The sequence below is a fragment of the Accumulibacter sp. genome, from assembly GCF_029255125.1.
GTDB lineage: Bacteria > Pseudomonadota > Gammaproteobacteria > Burkholderiales > Rhodocyclaceae > Accumulibacter.
The window spans coordinates 55,209-72,786 of sequence record NZ_JAPUVR010000132.1; the positions used below are offsets into that span (position 1 = coordinate 55,209).

Genomic DNA, 17,578 nt, shown 5'->3' on the forward strand with positions numbered 1-17,578 from the left:
GAGGTACAGTTCGCTCACCCCATTCTCCCAAAGGGAATGTGGACTGTTGGCTACCTGTCCAAAAAACCGGGAACCAACACGGGCCAACCGGATTGCGGCAGTGGACCCGGAACGGGTCGTAAGCAGTTCTTCTGTGGAGAAAAAGCATGTCACTCGTCAACATGCGGCAGGCCGGAGCGAAAACGCCGGAACTGGACACGCTGGGTGATTGGTTGACCGACGCCTTAGCCTGCGCCCGCGCGTTGGCCCTTTGGCATGCATCGTACGGCGCACACGGCCACCTTGCGCCGCACGCCTTCGTCGAGGAAGCGGAAGGGGGCGTGCACCTGCGCTCGCTCCCTGCCAGGCGGCAGGATGAGGCCGAACGCTGGCACTACCTCGCTCCCGAGCAGGTGGGACAGAAGCCTCCTTTCGAGCCCGCCAGCGATCTGTATGCCCTCGGTGTCATTCTGTACGAGTCGCTGAGCGGGAGGCCGTTGTTCGACACCAGCGACCCGCTGGAGCTTTGCCATTGCCAGATGGCCGTGCAGCCGGCCGAGTTGCACGCCCTGTTGCCGCACTTGCCGCGCGTGCTGGGGCGCCTGGTGCATCGGTTGCTGGAGAAGTTGCCGGCCGCCCGCTACGCCAGCGCGGAAGGCCTGGGTCAGGATCTGGAGAAGTGCCTCGACCAATGGCACGCCAAGCACTGGATCGACGACTTCCCGCTCGACCTGGCCGAGCAGGGCCGACAGTTCCGCATTCCCGATCGCCTGTATGGCCGCGAGACCGAACTGGCAACGCTGGCCGACATCTACGAGCGCTCGGTGCGGGGAGAGATTGTGCTGTGCATGGTCGGCGGCTATTCGGGCGTCGGCAAGAGCGCGCTCGTGCGCGCACTGCGACCGTACGTGGTGGCCAACGCCGGCAGCCTGGTGGAGGGCAAATTCGACCAGTTCCACCGCGACCAGCCCTACTCGGCCCTGATCGAGGCGTTCCGCACCTTGCTTCGCCAGGTGTTGTCCAAGCCGCAGGACGAGCTGGCGCAGTGGCGCGCGCGGCTGGATGCGGTGCTCGGTGAAAACGCCAGTGTGGTGATCGACGTACTCCCCGAAATTGAACGCCTGATCGGCGCCAAGGCGCCAGCCGCCAAGCTGGTAGGCAACGCCGCCCAACAGCGGTTCAACACCGTTTTCTCGGCGCTGCTCAAGCAGTTCGCCAGCCGCGAGCACCCTCTCGTCCTGTTCCTCGATGACCCGCAATGGGCGGATTTTGCCTCGCTGGCGCTGATCAAGGCGTTTGTCAAGCAGGGCGTCGGCGCGCACCTGCTGATGGTGTCGGCGTTTCGCGACAACGAAGTCGGCGCCGGCCACCCGCTGCGGCAAATGGTCGACGAGTTGCGCAACGACGGCGATCAGATCGTCGAAATCACCATCGGGCCACTCGGCACGCCGCACGTGGCGCAGCTCATTCGCGACAGCTGCCTGGCGATCGACGATGCGGACGCGCTGGCCTCGCTGGTGGTCCGCAAGACCGAGGGCAACCCGTTCTATGTGCGCCAGTTCCTGCAGGCCATGCGCAAACAGGGCGATCTCTACTACGATGCGGCTGCCGGCACCTGGCGCTGGAAGCCCGAGGCGATCCGCCTGCATGATGCGGCCGACAACGTCGCCGAGTTCATGCTGCAGCGCTTGTCACGCTTCTCGGCCGCAACACAGGAAGCGATGAAGGTCGGCGCGTGCATCGGCAAGCGCTTCGAGCTGGCGCTGCTGGCCGACGCGATGGCCGACACGGCGGGCGATGCCCTGGCCAGTCTGGCGCCGGCGGTGCAGGACGAGCTGCTGCTTCCGGTCGCCAACGACGATGCGCGGCGCGAATTCCAGTTCGTGCATGACCGCGTGCAACAAGCCGCTTACTCGCTCAAAGGCGGCGCCGCGCCACAGGCGATCCATCTGGCGATCGGCCGCAGCTTGCGGCGGCAGATCGCCGACGACGCGATCGACAACGCCGTTTTCGTCATTGTCGACCAGTTCAACCATGCCCTGGCGCTGCTCGACGACAGCGAACGCGTTGCCGTGGCCAAGCTCAGCTATCGCGCTGCCGCACGCGCCAAGAGCTCGATGGCCTACAGCGCAGCAGCCCAGTACCTGGAGACGGGGTTGACCCTGTTGCCAGCCAAAGACGCGTGGCAAACGCATTATCCGCTGTGCTACGCGATGCACCTGCTGCTGGCCGAGGTTCTTTCGGTGCTCAACCGCGAGACGGCGTTTCAGGAAGTGGTGCAACGCACCCTGCAACAGGCGCGCGACCGTGCCGACCGGCTGGCGGTGCGCATCGTGCAGACCGCTCACCTTTGCCTGTCGAGCCGCATGCACGAGGGTTTGGCGGTCGGCCGCGCGGGCTTGGCGGAAGTGGGCATCCGGCTGCCCGGCCTGCGCGACGACGAGGGGCTGGCACGCGCCTTCGAGCACGGGCTGGCCGACTTCCGCGCCAGGACTGCCGGGAACGACCTCGAGCAGTTGCTGTATTCGCTGCCCTACGCCAGTGACGACCTCAGCGAGAAGATCATGCGCCTGATCGGCGCCATGTGTGACGCGGCAACGAACACCAGCGTGCCGCTGCTCAACCTGCTTGCGGTGGTCGGCAGCAACCGCAGCCTGGAGTTCGGCAACACGCTGCTCTCGCCGCTGCTGTACACGCTGTTGGGGCAGAGCCTGGTGGTGCACCAGCGCGCCTATCGCGAGGCGCGCCAGCTCGCGCAAGTGGCGATGCGCCTGTCGGACGAAAAGCTGCCGGATCTGTGGACATTCGGGCGTAGCCGCGTACACCAACTGGCGTTCATCCTGCACTGGTCGCAGCACATCGAGGAGATCGTGCCGCAGCTCGAGGAGGCGCTGGCGATCGCCCGGCGCGCACATGATCCGCTGTACGCCGGCTACTCGCTCACCATCATCACCTTCACCTTGTACTGCATGGGGCGCAGCACGAGCGACGTCCTCGCTGCCTACGCGCGGGCGGTCGACCACTGCCGCCCGTATGCGCTCGAGGTGATCATGGGTTTCACGCAGTGCTATGCTGCAGCCGCATCGGCATTGCAGGGGCAGACTGCCGCCCTCACCTCGCTCAGTGGCGAACACATGGACGAGCCGGCGTATTGTGCGCACTTTCACGACATGCCCCTGATCATCGGCTTTTACCTGGGGGCGCGCATCCCGCTGCTCGGCCTCGCCGGGGACTGGGAAGGCGTGCTCGAGGCCGCCGCCGACCCGAACCTGCGCGAGTTGGCGCCTTTCCCGCAACACGTCGTGGTGGCTTTCTGGCGCGGCATGGCCTGCGCCAATCTGCTCGCGGAGGCGGTCGACGAAACCCGGCGGACGTATCTGCAGCATTCCCTTGGCGAAACCTTCGACCTGCTCACCGGCATCAACGATCACGCCTCGCCTGCCAACGTCGCGCACCGCCTGGCCTTCCTGCGCGCGGAACTGGCCCGCTACGAGCCGCAGTCCGTTGCCTCGGTGCCCAGCCTCTACGAGCAGGCCGGACAACTGGCCGCGCGCGCTGGCTATCGGCTCGAGCAGGCCTACGCATACGAACGACTGGCGCATTGGCTGGAAACGCAACCGGAAGCCCGCGAAACGCAGCAAGTCGCGCTGCGCCGGGCGCGTGCGCTGTACGATCGGGTGGGTGCGCGCGTCCTGGCGGAGCGCGTCGAGCAGCGCTTGGCGGTGCATGGTGGCGACCGTGAGACGGCCGATGGCGAGACGCTCGACTACGCGGAGATGCTGGCCGTCCTGCGCGCAGTGCAGGCGATCAGCGCCGAGACGGATCTGCCGCGACTGCTGCTGCAATTGATGAAACTGATCATCGACGTCTCCGGCGCCGAGCGCGGAGCAATCGCGCTGCGCAGCGGCGACCAGGCGAACGTTGAACTCTCGCACCACATCGCCACCGGCGGACTACCGCAGGCACTGCTGCGCTACGTGATGAATTCCGGCGAAGCGATGGGGCTCGATCGCCCAGGCGGCCACCGCGAGGACGGCACATGCAGCGAATTCGACGAGGACCCCTACTTCGCCGAGACCCGCCCGGCCAGCGTTCTATGCCACGCAATCGGGCGGCGCCCACCGCTGAACCGGGCGCTGTACCTCGAACATCGGACGTTACCGGGCGTATTCACCGCCAAGCGCAAGCGTCTCGTGGAGTGGCTGGCCGCCCAGGCCGCCATCTCGATCGACAACGCGCAGGTCTACGGCAACCTCGAGCACGAGGTGGCCCGGCGCACGCAGGCGCTGACCGAGGCCAACGCCCGCCTGCGCGAGCAGCAGATCGAGCTGGCGCAGGCCAAGGAGGAAGCCGAGTCGGCCAACCGCGCCAAGAGCGTGTTCCTGGCCAACATGAGCCACGAGCTGCGCACGCCGCTGAACGCCATTCTCGGCTTTTCCGACCTGCTGGCGCGCTCGGGCGAAACCAGCAGCGAGCAGCGCGACAAGTTGGCGATCATCAACCGCAGCGGCGAGCACCTGCTGCAGATGATCAACGACGTGCTGGACCTGTCCAAGATCGACGCGGGCCGAGTCGAACTGGAGCCGGAGGCGTTTGACCTGCTCGCGCTACTGCACGACATCGGTCGCATGTTCGAGCTACAGGCGAAGGCCGCCGGGCTGATTTTCGAGCTGGATCTCGAGCCGGACCTGGCCCGCTACGTCAACGCCGACGCCGGCAAGCTGCGCCAGGTGCTCATCAACCTGCTCGGCAACGCCGCCAAATTCACGCGCGAGGGCGGCTTCGCCCTGCGCGCGCGCGCGCTGCCCGTGCCGGACGATTCGCGCCTGGCCTTGCTGCAACTGGATATCGAGGACAGCGGTCCGGGTATCGCCGCGGAACACCGGAAGCACATCTTCGACCCGTTCGCGCAGGTGCGGGCGAACCGCCCCGGCGCCAAGGGCACCGGCCTCGGACTGGCGATCGCGAAATCGTTCGCCGAGCTGATGGGCGGTCGCATCGTGGTCGACAGCGTTCCCGGCCAAGGTTCCCTGTTCCGCGTCGAAGCGCCGGTTCCGCTGGCGAGTGCCGAGCAGGTGCGCGGCGTGCCCGACCGCCCGCCGGTAATCCGGCTGGCGGCGGGCCAGCCGACTTGGCGGGTGCTGGTCGTCGAGGACAGCCCGGAAAACCGGCTGCTGCTGGTCAGCTTGCTGGCGCGCGCCGGCTTCGACGTGCGGCAGGCAGCCGACGGTGCGGAAGCCATCGAGCGGTTTCGCGAGTGGCAGCCCCACTTCATCTGGATGGACATGCGCATGCCGGTGATGGACGGCTACGAAGCGACGCGGCGCATCCGTGCTCTTTCCGGCGGGAGCAAAGTCAGGATCGTGGCCCTCACCGCCAGCGCCTTCCGCGAGCAGCGCGACGAGGTCTTGCGGGCCGGCTGCGACGAGGTAATGCACAAACCGTACCGGGCGGGCAACATTTTTGATGCAATGGCCCGGTGGCTCGGAGCACGTTACGAACACCAGGCGCCGACCGCGCACGCGCCAGCGCCCGACGGTGCGATGGCCGAGCCGGTGCTGCGGGCAAGCCTCGCCACTTTGCCGGCAGCGGCGCGAGCCAGGCTGGCGGAAGCGGCCGAGCTCCTCGACGCCGTAGAATTCAAACGCGAACTGGGTGATCTGGCGGACCAATATGCCGCCGTGGCGAGCGCGCTCGGCTCGCTCGTCGACGAGTTCCGGTTCGACCAGATTCTCGCCTTTCTCGCCGATGGAACTGACCAACACCATGGCTGACTCCCCGGTAGTTGGCCGAAGCCAGCCCGCCGCATTCGGCGCGCTTCCCCGGAGATGCGAGACTTCGCATGGCGCGCAGTTTCGTCAGGTCGGGATCAGCGCTCGTGGGGTGGCTCGCGTCACCAAGAGCCCGGGCCGCACGCTCCGTCAGTAGCCGCCGCCAGTCCGCGATCGGGTTCGGGTGGATGCCGGACCGCTTCGACGATCCGCCGATCGACCGGTTCGACAGTGCTGCCGGCAGCAGATTCGTTCGGGTCGTCATCCGGCGCGCTGAGCATGCCCTGCGCCTCGATGAAGGCGATGATCTCGCGCAGCCCCTCACCGGTTTTCATGTTGCTGAAGACGAAAGGGCGTCCGGCGCGCATGCGCCGGCTGTCGTCCGCCATGACTTCGAGCGAAGCGCCAACGAGCGGTGCCAGATCGGTCTTGTTGATTACCAGCAGGTCCGACCTGGTGATACCGGGTCCGCCCTTGCGCGGAATCTTGTCGCCGGCAGCAACGTCGATGACGTAGATCGTCAGGTCGGAAAGTTCGGGGCTGAACGTCGCGGCAAGATTGTCGCCGCCCGATTCGACGAAGACCACCTGCAGGTCGGGAAAGGCGGTGGTCAGGCGGGAAACGGCTTCCAGGTTGATTGACGCGTCCTCGCGGATCGCGGTGTGCGGACAACCGCCGGTCTCGACACCGAGAATCCTTGCTTGCGGCAGCGCCGCGTGGCGGACTAGGAACCTGGCGTCTTCGGCGGTATAGATGTCGTTCGTGACGACGCCGAGGCTGTACTTGTCGCGCAAGGCGATGCAGAGCGACAGGGTGAGCGCGGTCTTGCCGGAGCCGACCGGGCCGCCGATGCCGACGCGCAGGGCAGAGTGTCTGATCATGGGGCAATGCTTTCGTGTATCAGGAGCGGAAGAGGCGCGAATACTGGGTTTCGTGCGCAGAGCAGGCAAGCGCAAAGGCCGGAGCAAAGTTGCTCCACATCGCCTCGGGCAGCTCGAGCGCCTGCTCGGCAAGGGGCGGAATGCGCTCGCCAAGGGCGAGGAGGATGCGCTGGCCGGCAGCCTGACCGAGCGGCACCGTCTTCAGCGCAGCCATGACCTGGTTTTCGCACCACGACCAGAGGTAGGCGGTGACCGATTCCGCCGGAGGAATTGCCCAGAGCACGGCAGCCAGTGCCCAAGCGGTGGGAAAGGCGACTTCGGGCAGTGCCTCGAAAGCCGCCGGCAGAGGCACACCCTCTACCTCGCGCAGCAGGCAACGCAATGAATAGCCCATCTGCAGCGTCTCGGCGCGCAGCTCGGCTGTTTCTCGGCTGGCGATGAAGTCCGCATTGAGGCGCTCGACCCGTTCATGCGCGCGCGCCGCCCAGGCCTGCTGCAGGCAGACCAGCAGCGGCGCTTCGTAAAGGCAGACGCAGTGCTCGAGCAGGGCGCCGACCCAGGCCAAGGTGCCGGCCTCGTCCGCCACCCGGCCCGTGTCGACCGCCCACTCCAGACCTTGCGAGTAGGCGTAGGCGCCCACCGGCAAGGTCGGGCTGGCGAGCTGCAGCAGGCGCGGCAAGGCCCGGTTCACCACGCCCGCCGCCCATCCCGCACGCCGCGCGCGACGGCAGAAGAACTCATCCGGCCCTTCATTTGAACTCGTGAATCCGCGCCGTCGACCGCGGCTCATCGCCGAGTTCAGCGGATGCATCGGCGGCAACATCCAGTGCTCCGCCCTGCGCCGGGTGATGGCCATGCGCATGCGCATGCCGATGGGCATACGGCTGCCGCGTGCCGTGTGCACCTGTCCCATACGCGCCGCCCTCGGGGTCGAATGGTGCCTCGACCGGGTACACCGCGCAACCGAGCCCGCCGAGCATTTCGGCAAGCACATGGTCGGGTTGCAGGCGCAGCAGCGCTTCGCCGAGTTGCACCGGTACATGCCGATTGCCGAGATGGTAGGCGGCGCGCATGAGTTGCAGCGCGTCGACAGCGCGGACTTCGAGCAAAGTCTCGCGCGCCGCCTCGACTTCGACGATGCGGCCATTGCCGGTGAGCAAGCGATCGCCGCCGCGCAGCACGGTGCCGGGGGGCAAGGCGTAGCCCATTTCCTCGCCACTGACGAGCGTGACGCGTTGGCGGCTCTTGCGGCGCGCCTCGTACGGCAAACGCAAGCGGTCGGCGGGGCCGCGCGTGTCGTCGGCAGGGGCGAAAGATTCGGCGAACAACATGGCGGCTCGTCTCAGAACAGGAAATAGCGCTGCGCCAGCGGCAAGACGCTGGCTGGCTGACAAACCAGCAGTTCGCCGTCGGCGCGCACGGCGTAGGTTTCCGGGTCGACTTCCATTTTCGGCGTGGCCGAGTTGTGCCGCATATCCGCCTTGCCGATGCCGCGCGTCCGGTGCACGGCGACCAGCGGCTTGCGCAGACGCAAGGCGGCGGTTGCCGGATGGTCGAATGCGGCCTGCGAGACGAAGGTGACCGAGGTCTCCAGAGCGCCGCCAAAGGCGCCGAACATCGGCCGGTAGTGCACCGGCTGCGGCGTCGGGATCGAGGCATTCGCGTCGCCCATGGCCGCCGCAGCGATCATCCCGCCTTTGATCACCAGCGACGGCTTGACGCCGAAAAAGGCGGGCTTCCAGAGGACCAGATCGGCCAGCTTGCCGACTTCGAGCGAGCCGACGAGATGGCTGATGCCGTGCGTGATCGCTGGATTGATCGTGTACTTGGCGAGGTAGCGCTTGACCCGGAAATTGTCGCCGACCGTTGCCGTAGCGTCGCCTGCCCCCGCCGCCGGCAAAGGGCCGCGCTGGACCTTCATCTTGTGCGCCGTCTGCCAGGTCCGGAGGATCACCTCGCCGACCCGCCCCATCGCCTGCGAATCGGACGACATCATCGACAGCGCGCCGAGGTCGTGCAGAATGTCCTCGGCGGCAATCGTCTCGCGCCGGATGCGGCTTTCGGCGAAGGCGACATCCTCGGCAATCGCCGGGTCAAGATGGTGGCAGACCATCAGCATGTCGAGGTGCTCGTCGACCGTATTGACCGTATATGGCCGCGTCGGATTCGTCGACGACGGCAGGACGTAAGCTTCGCCGACGGCGCGCAGGATGTCGGGTGCGTGCCCGCCGCCGGCGCCTTCGGTGTGAAAAGTGTGAATCGTACGTTCCTTGCATGCCGCCAGCGTCGTTTCGACGAAGCCCGCTTCGTTCAGTGTGTCGCTGTGGATCGCCACCTGCACGTCCATCTCGTCGGCGACCGACAGGCAGTTGTCGATCGCCGTCGGCGTCGTTCCCCAGTCCTCATGCAGTTTGAGCCCGATCGCTCCGGCGCGCACCTGTTCGCGCAAGGGTTCCGGCAGCGAGACGTTGCCCTTGCCGAAGAAGCCGAGGTTCATTGGAAAAGCGTCGGCAGCCTGCAGCATGCGCTGAATATGCCATGCTCCCGGCGTGCACGTCGTCGCGCAGGTCCCCGTCGCCGGACCCGTGCCGCCACCAAGCATGGTCGTGATGCCCGACATCAGCGCTTCTTCGATCTGCTGCGGGCAGATGAAATGGATGTGGCTGTCGATACCGCCGGCTGTGACGATCATACCCTCGCCGGCGATGATCTCGGTGCCACCGCCGATATGGATCGTCACGCCGGGCTGGATATCGGCGTTGCCGGCCTTGCCGATGGCCGCGATATAGCCCCCTTTGAGCGCGATGTCGGCTTTGACGATTCCCCAGTGGTCGACGATCAGCGCATTGGTAATCACCGTGTCGGCCACCTCGTCGGCCGTCCTTTGGCCCTGGCCCATTCCGTCGCGGATGACTTTGCCGCCGCCGAACTTGACTTCCTCGCCATAGACGGTGAAATCGCGCTCGACGGTGATCCACAGATCGGTATCGGCAAGGCGCACGCGGTCGCCCACCGTCGGGCCGAACATCTCGGCGTAGGCTTGCCGCGAGAGACGCAGGCTCATGCCAGTTTCCCCATCACCAGACCATTGAAACCATAGACGCGCCGCTCGCCGGCCAGGGCAACCAGTTGCACCTCGCGCGTCTGGCCGGGCTCGAAGCGGACTGCCGTACCAGCAGCAATGTCAAGCCGAAAACCCAGCGCCGCAGCGCGGTCGAAAGCGAGCGCGGCGTTCGTTTCGGCGAAGTGGAAGTGCGAACCGACCTGGATCGGCCGGTCGCCGGTGTTGGCGACGCCGAGGCGGATCGTTGGCCGGCCGGCGTTGAGCTCGATCTCGCCGGCCTCGACCTGTAGTTCTCCGGGAATCATGCCTGCTCTCCTGACTGACTGAAAAGGCGATCGTCAAATGATCGGATGGTGGACGGTGACCAGCTTCGTCCCGTCCGGAAAGCTTGCTTCGACCTGGATGTCATGGATCATGTTGGCCACGCCCTCCATGACATCGTCGCGCGTCAGCAGCGTCGTGCCGTAGCTCATCAGTTCGGCCACCGTCCGCCCGTCGCGCGCGCCCTCGACGATCGCCGCGCTGATCAGCGCGACGGACTCCGGATAGTTGAGTTTGAGGCCGCGCGCGCGCCGCCGTTCGGCGAGCAGCGCCGCAGTGAACAGCAGCAGCTTGTCCTTCTCTCTTGGCGTCAGTTCCATGCATCCTCCTCGATCAGCTTCAGGTGTTCCAGATTCGTGGCGGCACGGCCGCCCGACCCAGCGCCAAAGGGCGCAGCGCCCGCCAAACGGCGCCCAGCCAGGCACGCGCCGCTTCGCTGCCCGGCGCCAGGCAACGCGCCACGAGCAGTTCGGGCAGAGCGCTGGCGCCACAGAATACTCCGCCACCGGCGCCGACGGCGCGGCAGGCGGCCAGCCACTCGGGCTCGATCACCCGCCCGGCAAGGAGCAGCGTCGCGCTGACCGGCAAACCGGCCAGGCCGGCCGCCGCCTGCATCCAGGGCGAACCGCCGGGCAAGCGGGCGCGCTCCAGCCAGAGCGGTCGCCCCGCTTTTTCGATGCGGGTCGTCAGCTCGAGCATTCCGCCAGTGAAGCGCTCGCCGGCAGCAGTCCGCCCGAGGCAGAGGATTTCCCAGCCGCAAAACACGCCGCCGACGGCCAGCTCGACCTGCGTCTGCAGGCAGGCGTCGGCTCCGGCAAAGATGATGGTTTCCTGCGGCAACCATTCGACTTCCGCCCCCTCGCCGATGCGCACGGCGAGCGTCTGACCAGCCCTCCGGCCGCCCGAACGGTACCACTTGCCGGCGCCCGGCGTCGTCAGCAGAACGCGCGCCGCCGGCGCGGCCTCGACCTCGATGTGCAGCGCGTCGCCGCCGGCGATGCCGCCTGGCGGATGGAGAACGATCACCTGACAAACCTCGGGTCCTTCCGGATAGAGCGCTTTCTGCACGCGCAGCGGACCTTCGTGTCGGCAACGCACGAGCGTGCTACGCCCGGCCCGGCAGGCAAAGCCGAGATCGAGCCTGGCCTGCCAGGCGGGTCGCGCGCTTTCTTCAGCCGCGCGCCTGGCCGCCTCGCTCAAACCGCCAGGGTCGCCAGCACCCCGTCCTTTTCCATATCCTCACCGCGCCCACGCAGAACGATTTCGCCCCGCTCCATGACCAGGTACTGGTCGGCCAGCGAACGGGCAAAGTCATAGTATTGCTCGACGAGCAGAATGGCCATCTCGCCGCCCTCTGCCAGGGCGCGGATCGCCCGCTCGATGTCCTTGATGATCGACGGCTGGATGCCCTCGGTGGGTTCGTCAAGGATCAACAGTCTGGGCCCCATGGCCAGTGCCCGGCCAATGGCAAGCTGCTGTTGCTGCCCGCCCGAGAGGTCGCCGCCCCGCCGACGCAGCATCTGCCGCAAGACCGGAAACATCTCGAAGATGCGCTCGGGTACCGGCGCCTTGCCGGAACACGTCGCCAGCCCCATCAGGAGGTTTTCCTGCACCGTCAGGCGCGGGAAGATTTCCCGGCCCTGCGGCACGTAGCCGATGCCGGCCTGTACCCGCTGGTGCGGCGCCGCGTGCGTCAGATCGCGGCCAGCGAACTCGACGACGCCGCTTCTCACCGGCAGCAGGCCCATCAGCGACTTGAGCAGCGTCGACTTGCCGACGCCGTTGCGCCCGAGGATCGCCGTCACCTTGCCCGCTTCGGCGGTGAAACTGAGATTTCGCAGGATGTGGCTGCCGCCGTAGTACTGGTTCAGGTTGCTGATTTTCAACATCGCTCGACTAACGCCCCAGATAGACTTCGATCACCCGCGGGTCGGCCTGGACTTCCTCCAAGCGTCCCTCGGCGAGCACGCTACCTTCGTGCAGCACGCTGACCTTGCCGCCGAGCTGGCGGACGAAAGCCATGTCGTGTTCGACGACAACCAGCGAATGGCGACCGGCCAGGGAGAGGAAGAGCTCGCCGGTACGCTCGCTTTCTTCGTCGGTCATCCCGGCGACCGGTTCGTCGAGCAGCAGGAGTTTCGGCTCCTGCATCAGCAGCATGCCGATTTCCAGCCACTGCTTCTCGCCGTGCGAAAGCAGACCGGCCGGGCGGGCGGCGTGTGCGCTCAGACGGATCAAGCCGAGCGTCTCGGCAATGCGGTCGCTGGCGGCCGAATCGAGCACGGCAAACAGGCTGCGCCAGACGCGCTTGTCGGTCTTCATCGCCAGTTCGAGGTTCTCGAACACCGTGTGGTTCTCGAAGATGGTCGGCTTCTGAAATTTGCGCCCGATCCCGATGTGCGCTATTTCAGGCTCGCTCAGCCGCGTCAGGTCGATCGTCTGACCAAAGAATATCGTTCCCTCGTCGGGCCGCGTCTTGCCGGTGATGACGTCCATCATCGTCGTCTTGCCGGCCCCATTCGGTCCGATGATGCAGCGCAGCTCGCCGCTGTCGATGGTGAGCGACAGTTTGTTGAGGGCACGGAAGCCGTCGAAACTGACCGTAATGTCCTCGAGATAGAGGATGACCTTGTGCGACAGGTCGAGCTGGCCGGGCTTCAGAACATGGCCCAGCTCTGCCGTGCCGCTGTCCCAGTCGGGATTGTCGTTGGCGGGCAGGGCAAGCGCGCTCATGACGGCTGCGCTCCGCTTGCCGCGCCGACTGTCGGATTGCCCGGCGGGCGCTGCCGGCCGGCGCGCAGGCGCGCGTACAGACCGATCACGCCCTGCGGCAGATAAAGCGTCGCGACGATGAACAGCGTACCCAGAAAGAACAACCAGTACTCGGGAAAGCTGACGGTAAACCAGCTTTTCGCCAGGTTGACCAGGAACGCACCGAGGACCGGCCCAATCAGCGTGCCGCGTCCTCCGACCGCGACCCAGATGGCGATCTCGATCGAATTGGCAACCGACATTTCCGACGGATTGATGATTCCCACCTGCGGCACGTAAAGCGCCCCGGCAAGCGCGCAGAGCAGCGCCGACAGCGTCCAGACGAAGAGCTTGTACCACAGCGGATCGTAGCCGATGAACATGACGCGCGCCTCGGCATCGCGAATCGCCGTCAGTACGCGACCGAACCTTGAGGTGACCAGATAGCGGGCGAGCAGCAAGGTGGCGACGAGCGCCAGCGCGGAGAGCGCGAAAAGCACGACGCGCGTCTCCGGCGCGGTAATCGAAAAGCCGAGAATGCGCTTGAAGTCGGTGAAGCCGTTGTTGCCGCCGAAACCGGTTTCGTTGCGGAAGAAAAGCAGCATCGAGGCGTAGGTCAGGGCCTGCGTGATGATCGAAAAATAGACGCCCTTGATGCGCGAGCGGAAAGCGAAGTAGCCGAAGATGAAGGCAATCAGCGCCGGTACGACGAGAACCAGCAGGGCGACCCAGAGGATGCTGTCGCTGCCCAGCCAGAACCAGGGCAGTTCCGGCCAGTCGAGGAAGACCATGAAGTCCGGCAGGTCGCTCTGGTAGCTGCCGTCACGTCCGATCTGCCGCATCAGGTACATGCCGAAAGCGTAGCCACCGAGGGCAAAGAAGAGTCCATGACCAAGCGAAAGAATTCCGCCGTAGCCCCAGATGAGGTCCATGGCGACGGCGACGATGGCGTAGCACAGGATCTTGCCGGTCAGCGTGATGAAGTACGTAGACAGGTGCAGTGGGCTCTCGGGCGGCACGACGAGGTGCATGACCGGTACGGCGATCAGGGCAAAAGCGAGGAACAACCCGGCCATCTGCCAGCCGCGCACGCCGAAGGCGCACGCCAGACGGACGATGAAGGGCTGCCGGGGAAGCGATGGGTGCACGATCGTTCTCCTTGCGTCACGCGTCGACGAAACGGCCCTTGAGGGCAAACAGACCCTGTGGGCGCTTCTGAATGAAGATGATGATCAGGACGAGGACAATGATCTTGGCGACTACCGCACCTGTCCAGCCTTCCAGAAACTTGGTGAACACGCCCAGGCCGAGAGCCGCCCAGACGGCACCAGCGAGTTGTCCGACGCCGCCGAGAACGACGACCATGAACGAGTCGACGATATAGCCCTGGCCCATGTCGGGGCCGACATTGGCGATCTGCGATAAGGCTACTCCGCCGAGTCCGGCAATTCCAGCACCGAGGCCAAAGGCCAGCGTATCGACGCGGCCGGTCGGTACACCCACGCAGCCGGCCATCGCGCGATTCTGCGTCACGGCACGAACAAACATGCCGAGACGCGAGAGGTTCAGCATCGCCCACACGGCGGTCAGTACGGCGATCGAGAAAGCGATGATCATGATGCGATTCCAGGGTAGCAGCAGATTCGGCACAACTTCGATTCCGCCAGCCATCCACACGGGATTGGCCACCTCGACGTTCTGCGCGCCAAAAAGCGTGCGGGCCACCTGCATCAGGAAGAGCGAGATTCCCCACGTGGCGAGCAGCGTTTCGAGCGGCCGACCGTAGAGGTGGCGGATGACGACACGTTCCATCAGGACACCGACGAGCGCCGCCGCGAGGAAACCGGTCGGAATCGCCGCCAGCAGATACCAGTCGAGCAGATCGGGCAGATGGGCGCGGAAAACACTTTGCGTCGCCCACGCCGCGTAGGCGCCCACCATCAGCAGTTCGCCGTGCGCCATATTGATGACGCCCATCACGCCGTAGGTGATGGCCAGGCCGAGCGCCGCCAGCAGCAGAATCGAGCCGAGAGACAGCCCGGTAAAGGCGCGCGTCAGATTGTCGGCCCAGGCCAGACGCTGTTCGATGGCGCGCAGCGAGGTCCTGGCAGCCGCACGCACTGCGCTGTCGGCCTCGACCCAGGTCTCGGTGCGCTTCTCGGTCAAGGGCAGCAGCAACTGCCGCACTTTCGGATCGCTGCTTTCGCCGAGCGCCACGACGGCGCCGAGACGAATGGCCGGGTCGTCGGACCCCAGGCTGGCCTGCGCGTGGGCGAGGCGCAAGCGGTTCCTGATCGCCGGATCGGTCTCGCCGGCCAGAGCCTTGTCGAGCAACGGCAGCATCTTCGCGTCGGCGCTTGCAGCCACTTCCTGCACCGCCTGCCAACGCACTTCGCGCTCGCTCGAGAACAGGCGCAGCGCGGCGAGCGCGGCCGCCAATTCACGCCGCACCCGGTTGTTGATCGAAATCGGTTCGCGTTCTGCCGGCGGCGGAGCGATTTCGCGGTTGCTCGCCGCGTCGAACACGCGCTCCCCGTCGAGGCGCACAATGCGCTCGCCGGCCACCGCCAGAGACTCATCGGCCAAGGCCGTGAGCACCGGCAGGGCTGCTTCGGGGGCCGCCTGCGCCAGCGCAGCGATCGCCGCGATCCGCTTCTCGGAATCGTCGACCGCGAGCGGCGCGAGCAGCGCCGGATCGATCGCTGCGCAGAGCGACGAGACGTAAAATAGCCAGCCGCCGAGCAGTAAGCCAAACTTGCGCATACTTTCTCCATTGCGCCGCGGGCGGCAAGCCCGCGGCGCCAGACCAGAACAGGAAGCCGAACGATTACTTGCCTTCCGGCTCGCCCTTCTTCGTATCGTTACCCGGAATATAGGGGCTCCACGGGGCTGCCTTGACCGGTCCCGGCGTCTTCCAGACGACGTTGAACTGTCCGTCTGCCTTGATTTCCCCGATGAACACCGGCTTGTGCAAATGGTGGTTTTTCTCGTCCATCTTGATCGTGAAGCCGGACGGTGCCTTGAACGTCTGTCCGCCCATCGCCGCGATCACCTTGTCGACGTCCGTCGACTTGGCCTTCTCGACGGCCTGCTTCCACATGTAGATGCCGACATAGGTCGCTTCCATCGGATCGTTGGTCACCACCTTGGCGGCATTCGGCAGCTTCTGCTTGACCGCCCAGCTCTTGTACAGCTTGGTGAACTTCTCGTTCTCCGGGTTCTTGAGCGACATGAAGTAGTTCCACGACGCCAGGTGGCCGACCAGCGGCTTCGTGTCGACCCCGCGCAGTTCCTCCTCGCCGACCGAGAAGGCAACCACCGGTACATCGGTCGCCTTCAGACCGGCGTTGCCGAGCTCCTTGTAAAATGGCACATTGGAGTCGCCGTTGATGGTCGACACGACCGCTGTCTTCTTGCCCTCGCCAGCAAACTTCTTGATCTTGGCGATGATCGTCTGGTAATCGCTGTGGCCGAAAGGCGTGTATTCCTCCATGATGTCGGCTTCGGCGACCCCCTTCGACTTCAGAAACGCGCGCAGAATCTTGTTCGTCGTGCGCGGATAGACGTAGTCCGTGCCGAGCAGGACGAACCGCCTGGCTTCGCCGCCGTCCTTGCTCATCAGGTACTCGACAGCCGGAATTGCCTGCTGGTTTGGCGCTGCGCCGGTGTAGAAGACGTTGCGTTCGAGCTCTTCACCTTCGTACTGCACCGGATAGAACAACAGACCGTTGAGCTCCTTGTAAACCGGGAGAACCGACTTGCGCGAAACCGAAGTCCAGCAGCCGAAAGTCACCGCTACCTTGTCCTTGCTCAGCAACTGACGCGCTTTTTCGGCGAACAGCGGCCAGTTCGATGCCGGATCGACGACCACCGGCTCAAGCTTCCGACCGAGCACGCCGCCCTTGGCGTTGATCTCGTCGATCGCCATCAGAACGGTCTCCTTGAGCGCCGTCTCGGAGATCGCCATCGTCCCCGACAGCGAATGCAGAACGCCTACTTTGATCGTCTCGGCGGCCCGCACGCCGAACGAGGTCAAGGCAAATGCAGCCGACACGGCGAGTGCCGGAAGCGTCTTCACAAAATTGCGACGTACCATCTGAAAACTCTCCTCGAAGGTTGATAAACGGGAAGCAATATTCCGCCGAGAAGATCAAAGCAAGCACCGTGCCACGCCCAGAGAAAGGGAGAAACTCGCGCCGCATCATAGACTTGCGTCTGGCCAGGCAGAGCCTCCGGAAGCCGTCGCGAGGGTAGCGCGAGCGCGTCGCACAAGAGCAGTGCGCACGCACCGGGCGAGCACCAACACTGGACATGCGGTGCCTCGGGAGGGTGGCCAGACGAAGCGGCGAAAACCGGAAAATCAGACGCTGGAACAAGGGCGCCATGGGTGCACCAGGCTCGCGCTTGAAAACCATCAGACCTCGCGTTCGGCGATCAGCGGAAATGGGCATGCCCGGCAAGCTGCTCGGATCAGAATGTCCCACTCGGCGAGGGACGGATGTCCCTCCCGCCGGGACTCGACAGACGGAATGACATGCCCGGTCAGGGTGACACCTCTGGCATGGGTGGTGCGGCTCGCTTGGACGACGCGATGGGTGCCTTTCCAGGTCACGCTTCTTGCCCGCGCCAGCATCGTCTCGGCATCGGTGAGCCTGGCGCCGCTGCCGTCAGGCCGGTTTCCTCGCCAAGGTCGCGAACTGCCGCCTGGGCAAGCGCCTCGTTCGGGTTGATCCTGCCGCTGGGCAGTGACGGGCGTGGCTGGCGTATGCCGACTACGGCAGAGCTTACCGCGCCCGTGGCGCCAGCGCCGC

13 protein-coding genes and 1 pseudogene are annotated in these 17,578 nt (G+C 65.7%); 1 reads left to right on the forward strand and 13 read right to left on the reverse strand.

Going from position 1 to position 17,578, the window contains the following annotated elements:
- Window positions 1-146 precede the first annotated feature (146 nt).
- Window positions 147-5,753: an AAA family ATPase gene (locus tag Q1L59_RS14300; RefSeq protein ID WP_300333387.1), complete on the forward strand. Its 5,607-nt coding sequence runs from the start codon at window positions 147-149 to the stop codon at window positions 5,751-5,753.
- A 266-nt stretch (window positions 5,754-6,019) separates the two neighbouring features.
- Here Q1L59_RS14300 and ureG read toward each other — a convergent pair.
- The 13 genes and pseudogenes from ureG to Q1L59_RS16770 all read right to left on the reverse strand — a co-directional run.
- Window positions 6,020-6,631, reverse strand: a pseudogene (gene ureG / locus Q1L59_RS14305) (urease accessory protein UreG); the annotation flags it as partial.
- Window positions 6,632-6,650: 19 nt separating this feature from the next.
- On the reverse strand, window positions 6,651-7,322 hold the full coding sequence (locus Q1L59_RS14310; protein WP_300333389.1) for an urease accessory UreF family protein: 672 nt from the start codon (window positions 7,320-7,322) through the stop codon (window positions 6,651-6,653).
- Window positions 7,323-7,380: 58 nt separating this feature from the next.
- Window positions 7,381-7,962 (reverse strand): urease accessory protein UreE, encoded by a 582-nt coding sequence (gene ureE / locus Q1L59_RS14315; RefSeq protein WP_300333391.1) that lies wholly within the window; start codon window positions 7,960-7,962, stop codon window positions 7,381-7,383.
- Window positions 7,963-7,973: 11 nt separating this feature from the next.
- Complete coding sequence (gene ureC / locus Q1L59_RS14320; RefSeq protein WP_300333393.1) at window positions 7,974-9,695, reverse strand: urease subunit alpha; 1,722 nt, start codon at window positions 9,693-9,695, stop codon at window positions 7,974-7,976.
- Window positions 9,692-10,000 carry an urease subunit beta gene (locus Q1L59_RS14325; RefSeq protein WP_300333395.1) on the reverse strand — a complete coding sequence of 103 codons (309 nt, stop codon included), beginning with the start codon at window positions 9,998-10,000 and terminating at the stop codon, window positions 9,692-9,694. The genes ureC and Q1L59_RS14325 overlap by 4 nt, the downstream gene beginning before the upstream one ends.
- A 33-nt stretch (window positions 10,001-10,033) precedes the next feature.
- Window positions 10,034-10,336 (reverse strand): urease subunit gamma, encoded by a 303-nt coding sequence (locus Q1L59_RS14330; RefSeq protein WP_300333396.1) that lies wholly within the window; start codon window positions 10,334-10,336, stop codon window positions 10,034-10,036.
- A gap of 19 nt (window positions 10,337-10,355) precedes the next feature.
- Window positions 10,356-11,216 carry an urease accessory protein UreD gene (locus tag Q1L59_RS14335; RefSeq protein ID WP_300333399.1) on the reverse strand — a complete coding sequence of 287 codons (861 nt, stop codon included), beginning with the start codon at window positions 11,214-11,216 and terminating at the stop codon, window positions 10,356-10,358.
- Window positions 11,213-11,905 (reverse strand): urea ABC transporter ATP-binding subunit UrtE, encoded by a 693-nt coding sequence (urtE, locus tag Q1L59_RS14340; protein WP_300333401.1) that lies wholly within the window; start codon window positions 11,903-11,905, stop codon window positions 11,213-11,215. The genes Q1L59_RS14335 and urtE overlap by 4 nt, the downstream gene beginning before the upstream one ends.
- A 7-nt stretch (window positions 11,906-11,912) precedes the next feature.
- On the reverse strand, window positions 11,913-12,749 hold the full coding sequence (urtD, locus tag Q1L59_RS14345) for an urea ABC transporter ATP-binding protein UrtD (protein WP_300333404.1): 837 nt from the start codon (window positions 12,747-12,749) through the stop codon (window positions 11,913-11,915).
- Window positions 12,746-13,843 carry an urea ABC transporter permease subunit UrtC gene (gene urtC / locus Q1L59_RS14350; protein ID WP_300333467.1) on the reverse strand — a complete coding sequence of 366 codons (1,098 nt, stop codon included), beginning with the start codon at window positions 13,841-13,843 and terminating at the stop codon, window positions 12,746-12,748. Before urtC ends, urtD begins: the two co-directional genes overlap by 4 nt.
- A gap of 88 nt (window positions 13,844-13,931) precedes the next feature.
- Window positions 13,932-15,530 carry an urea ABC transporter permease subunit UrtB gene (gene urtB, locus Q1L59_RS14355; RefSeq protein ID WP_300333407.1) on the reverse strand — a complete coding sequence of 533 codons (1,599 nt, stop codon included), beginning with the start codon at window positions 15,528-15,530 and terminating at the stop codon, window positions 13,932-13,934.
- Window positions 15,531-15,594: 64 nt separating this feature from the next.
- A complete protein-coding gene (gene urtA, locus Q1L59_RS14360) occupies window positions 15,595-16,863 on the reverse strand; it encodes an urea ABC transporter substrate-binding protein (RefSeq protein ID WP_300333410.1) in 1,269 nt (422 codons plus the stop codon).
- A 512-nt stretch (window positions 16,864-17,375) separates the two neighbouring features.
- Window positions 17,376-17,534 carry an NUDIX domain-containing protein gene (locus Q1L59_RS16770; protein ID WP_366145663.1) on the reverse strand — a complete coding sequence of 53 codons (159 nt, stop codon included), beginning with the start codon at window positions 17,532-17,534 and terminating at the stop codon, window positions 17,376-17,378.
- Between the last annotated feature and the right edge of the window lie 44 nt (window positions 17,535-17,578).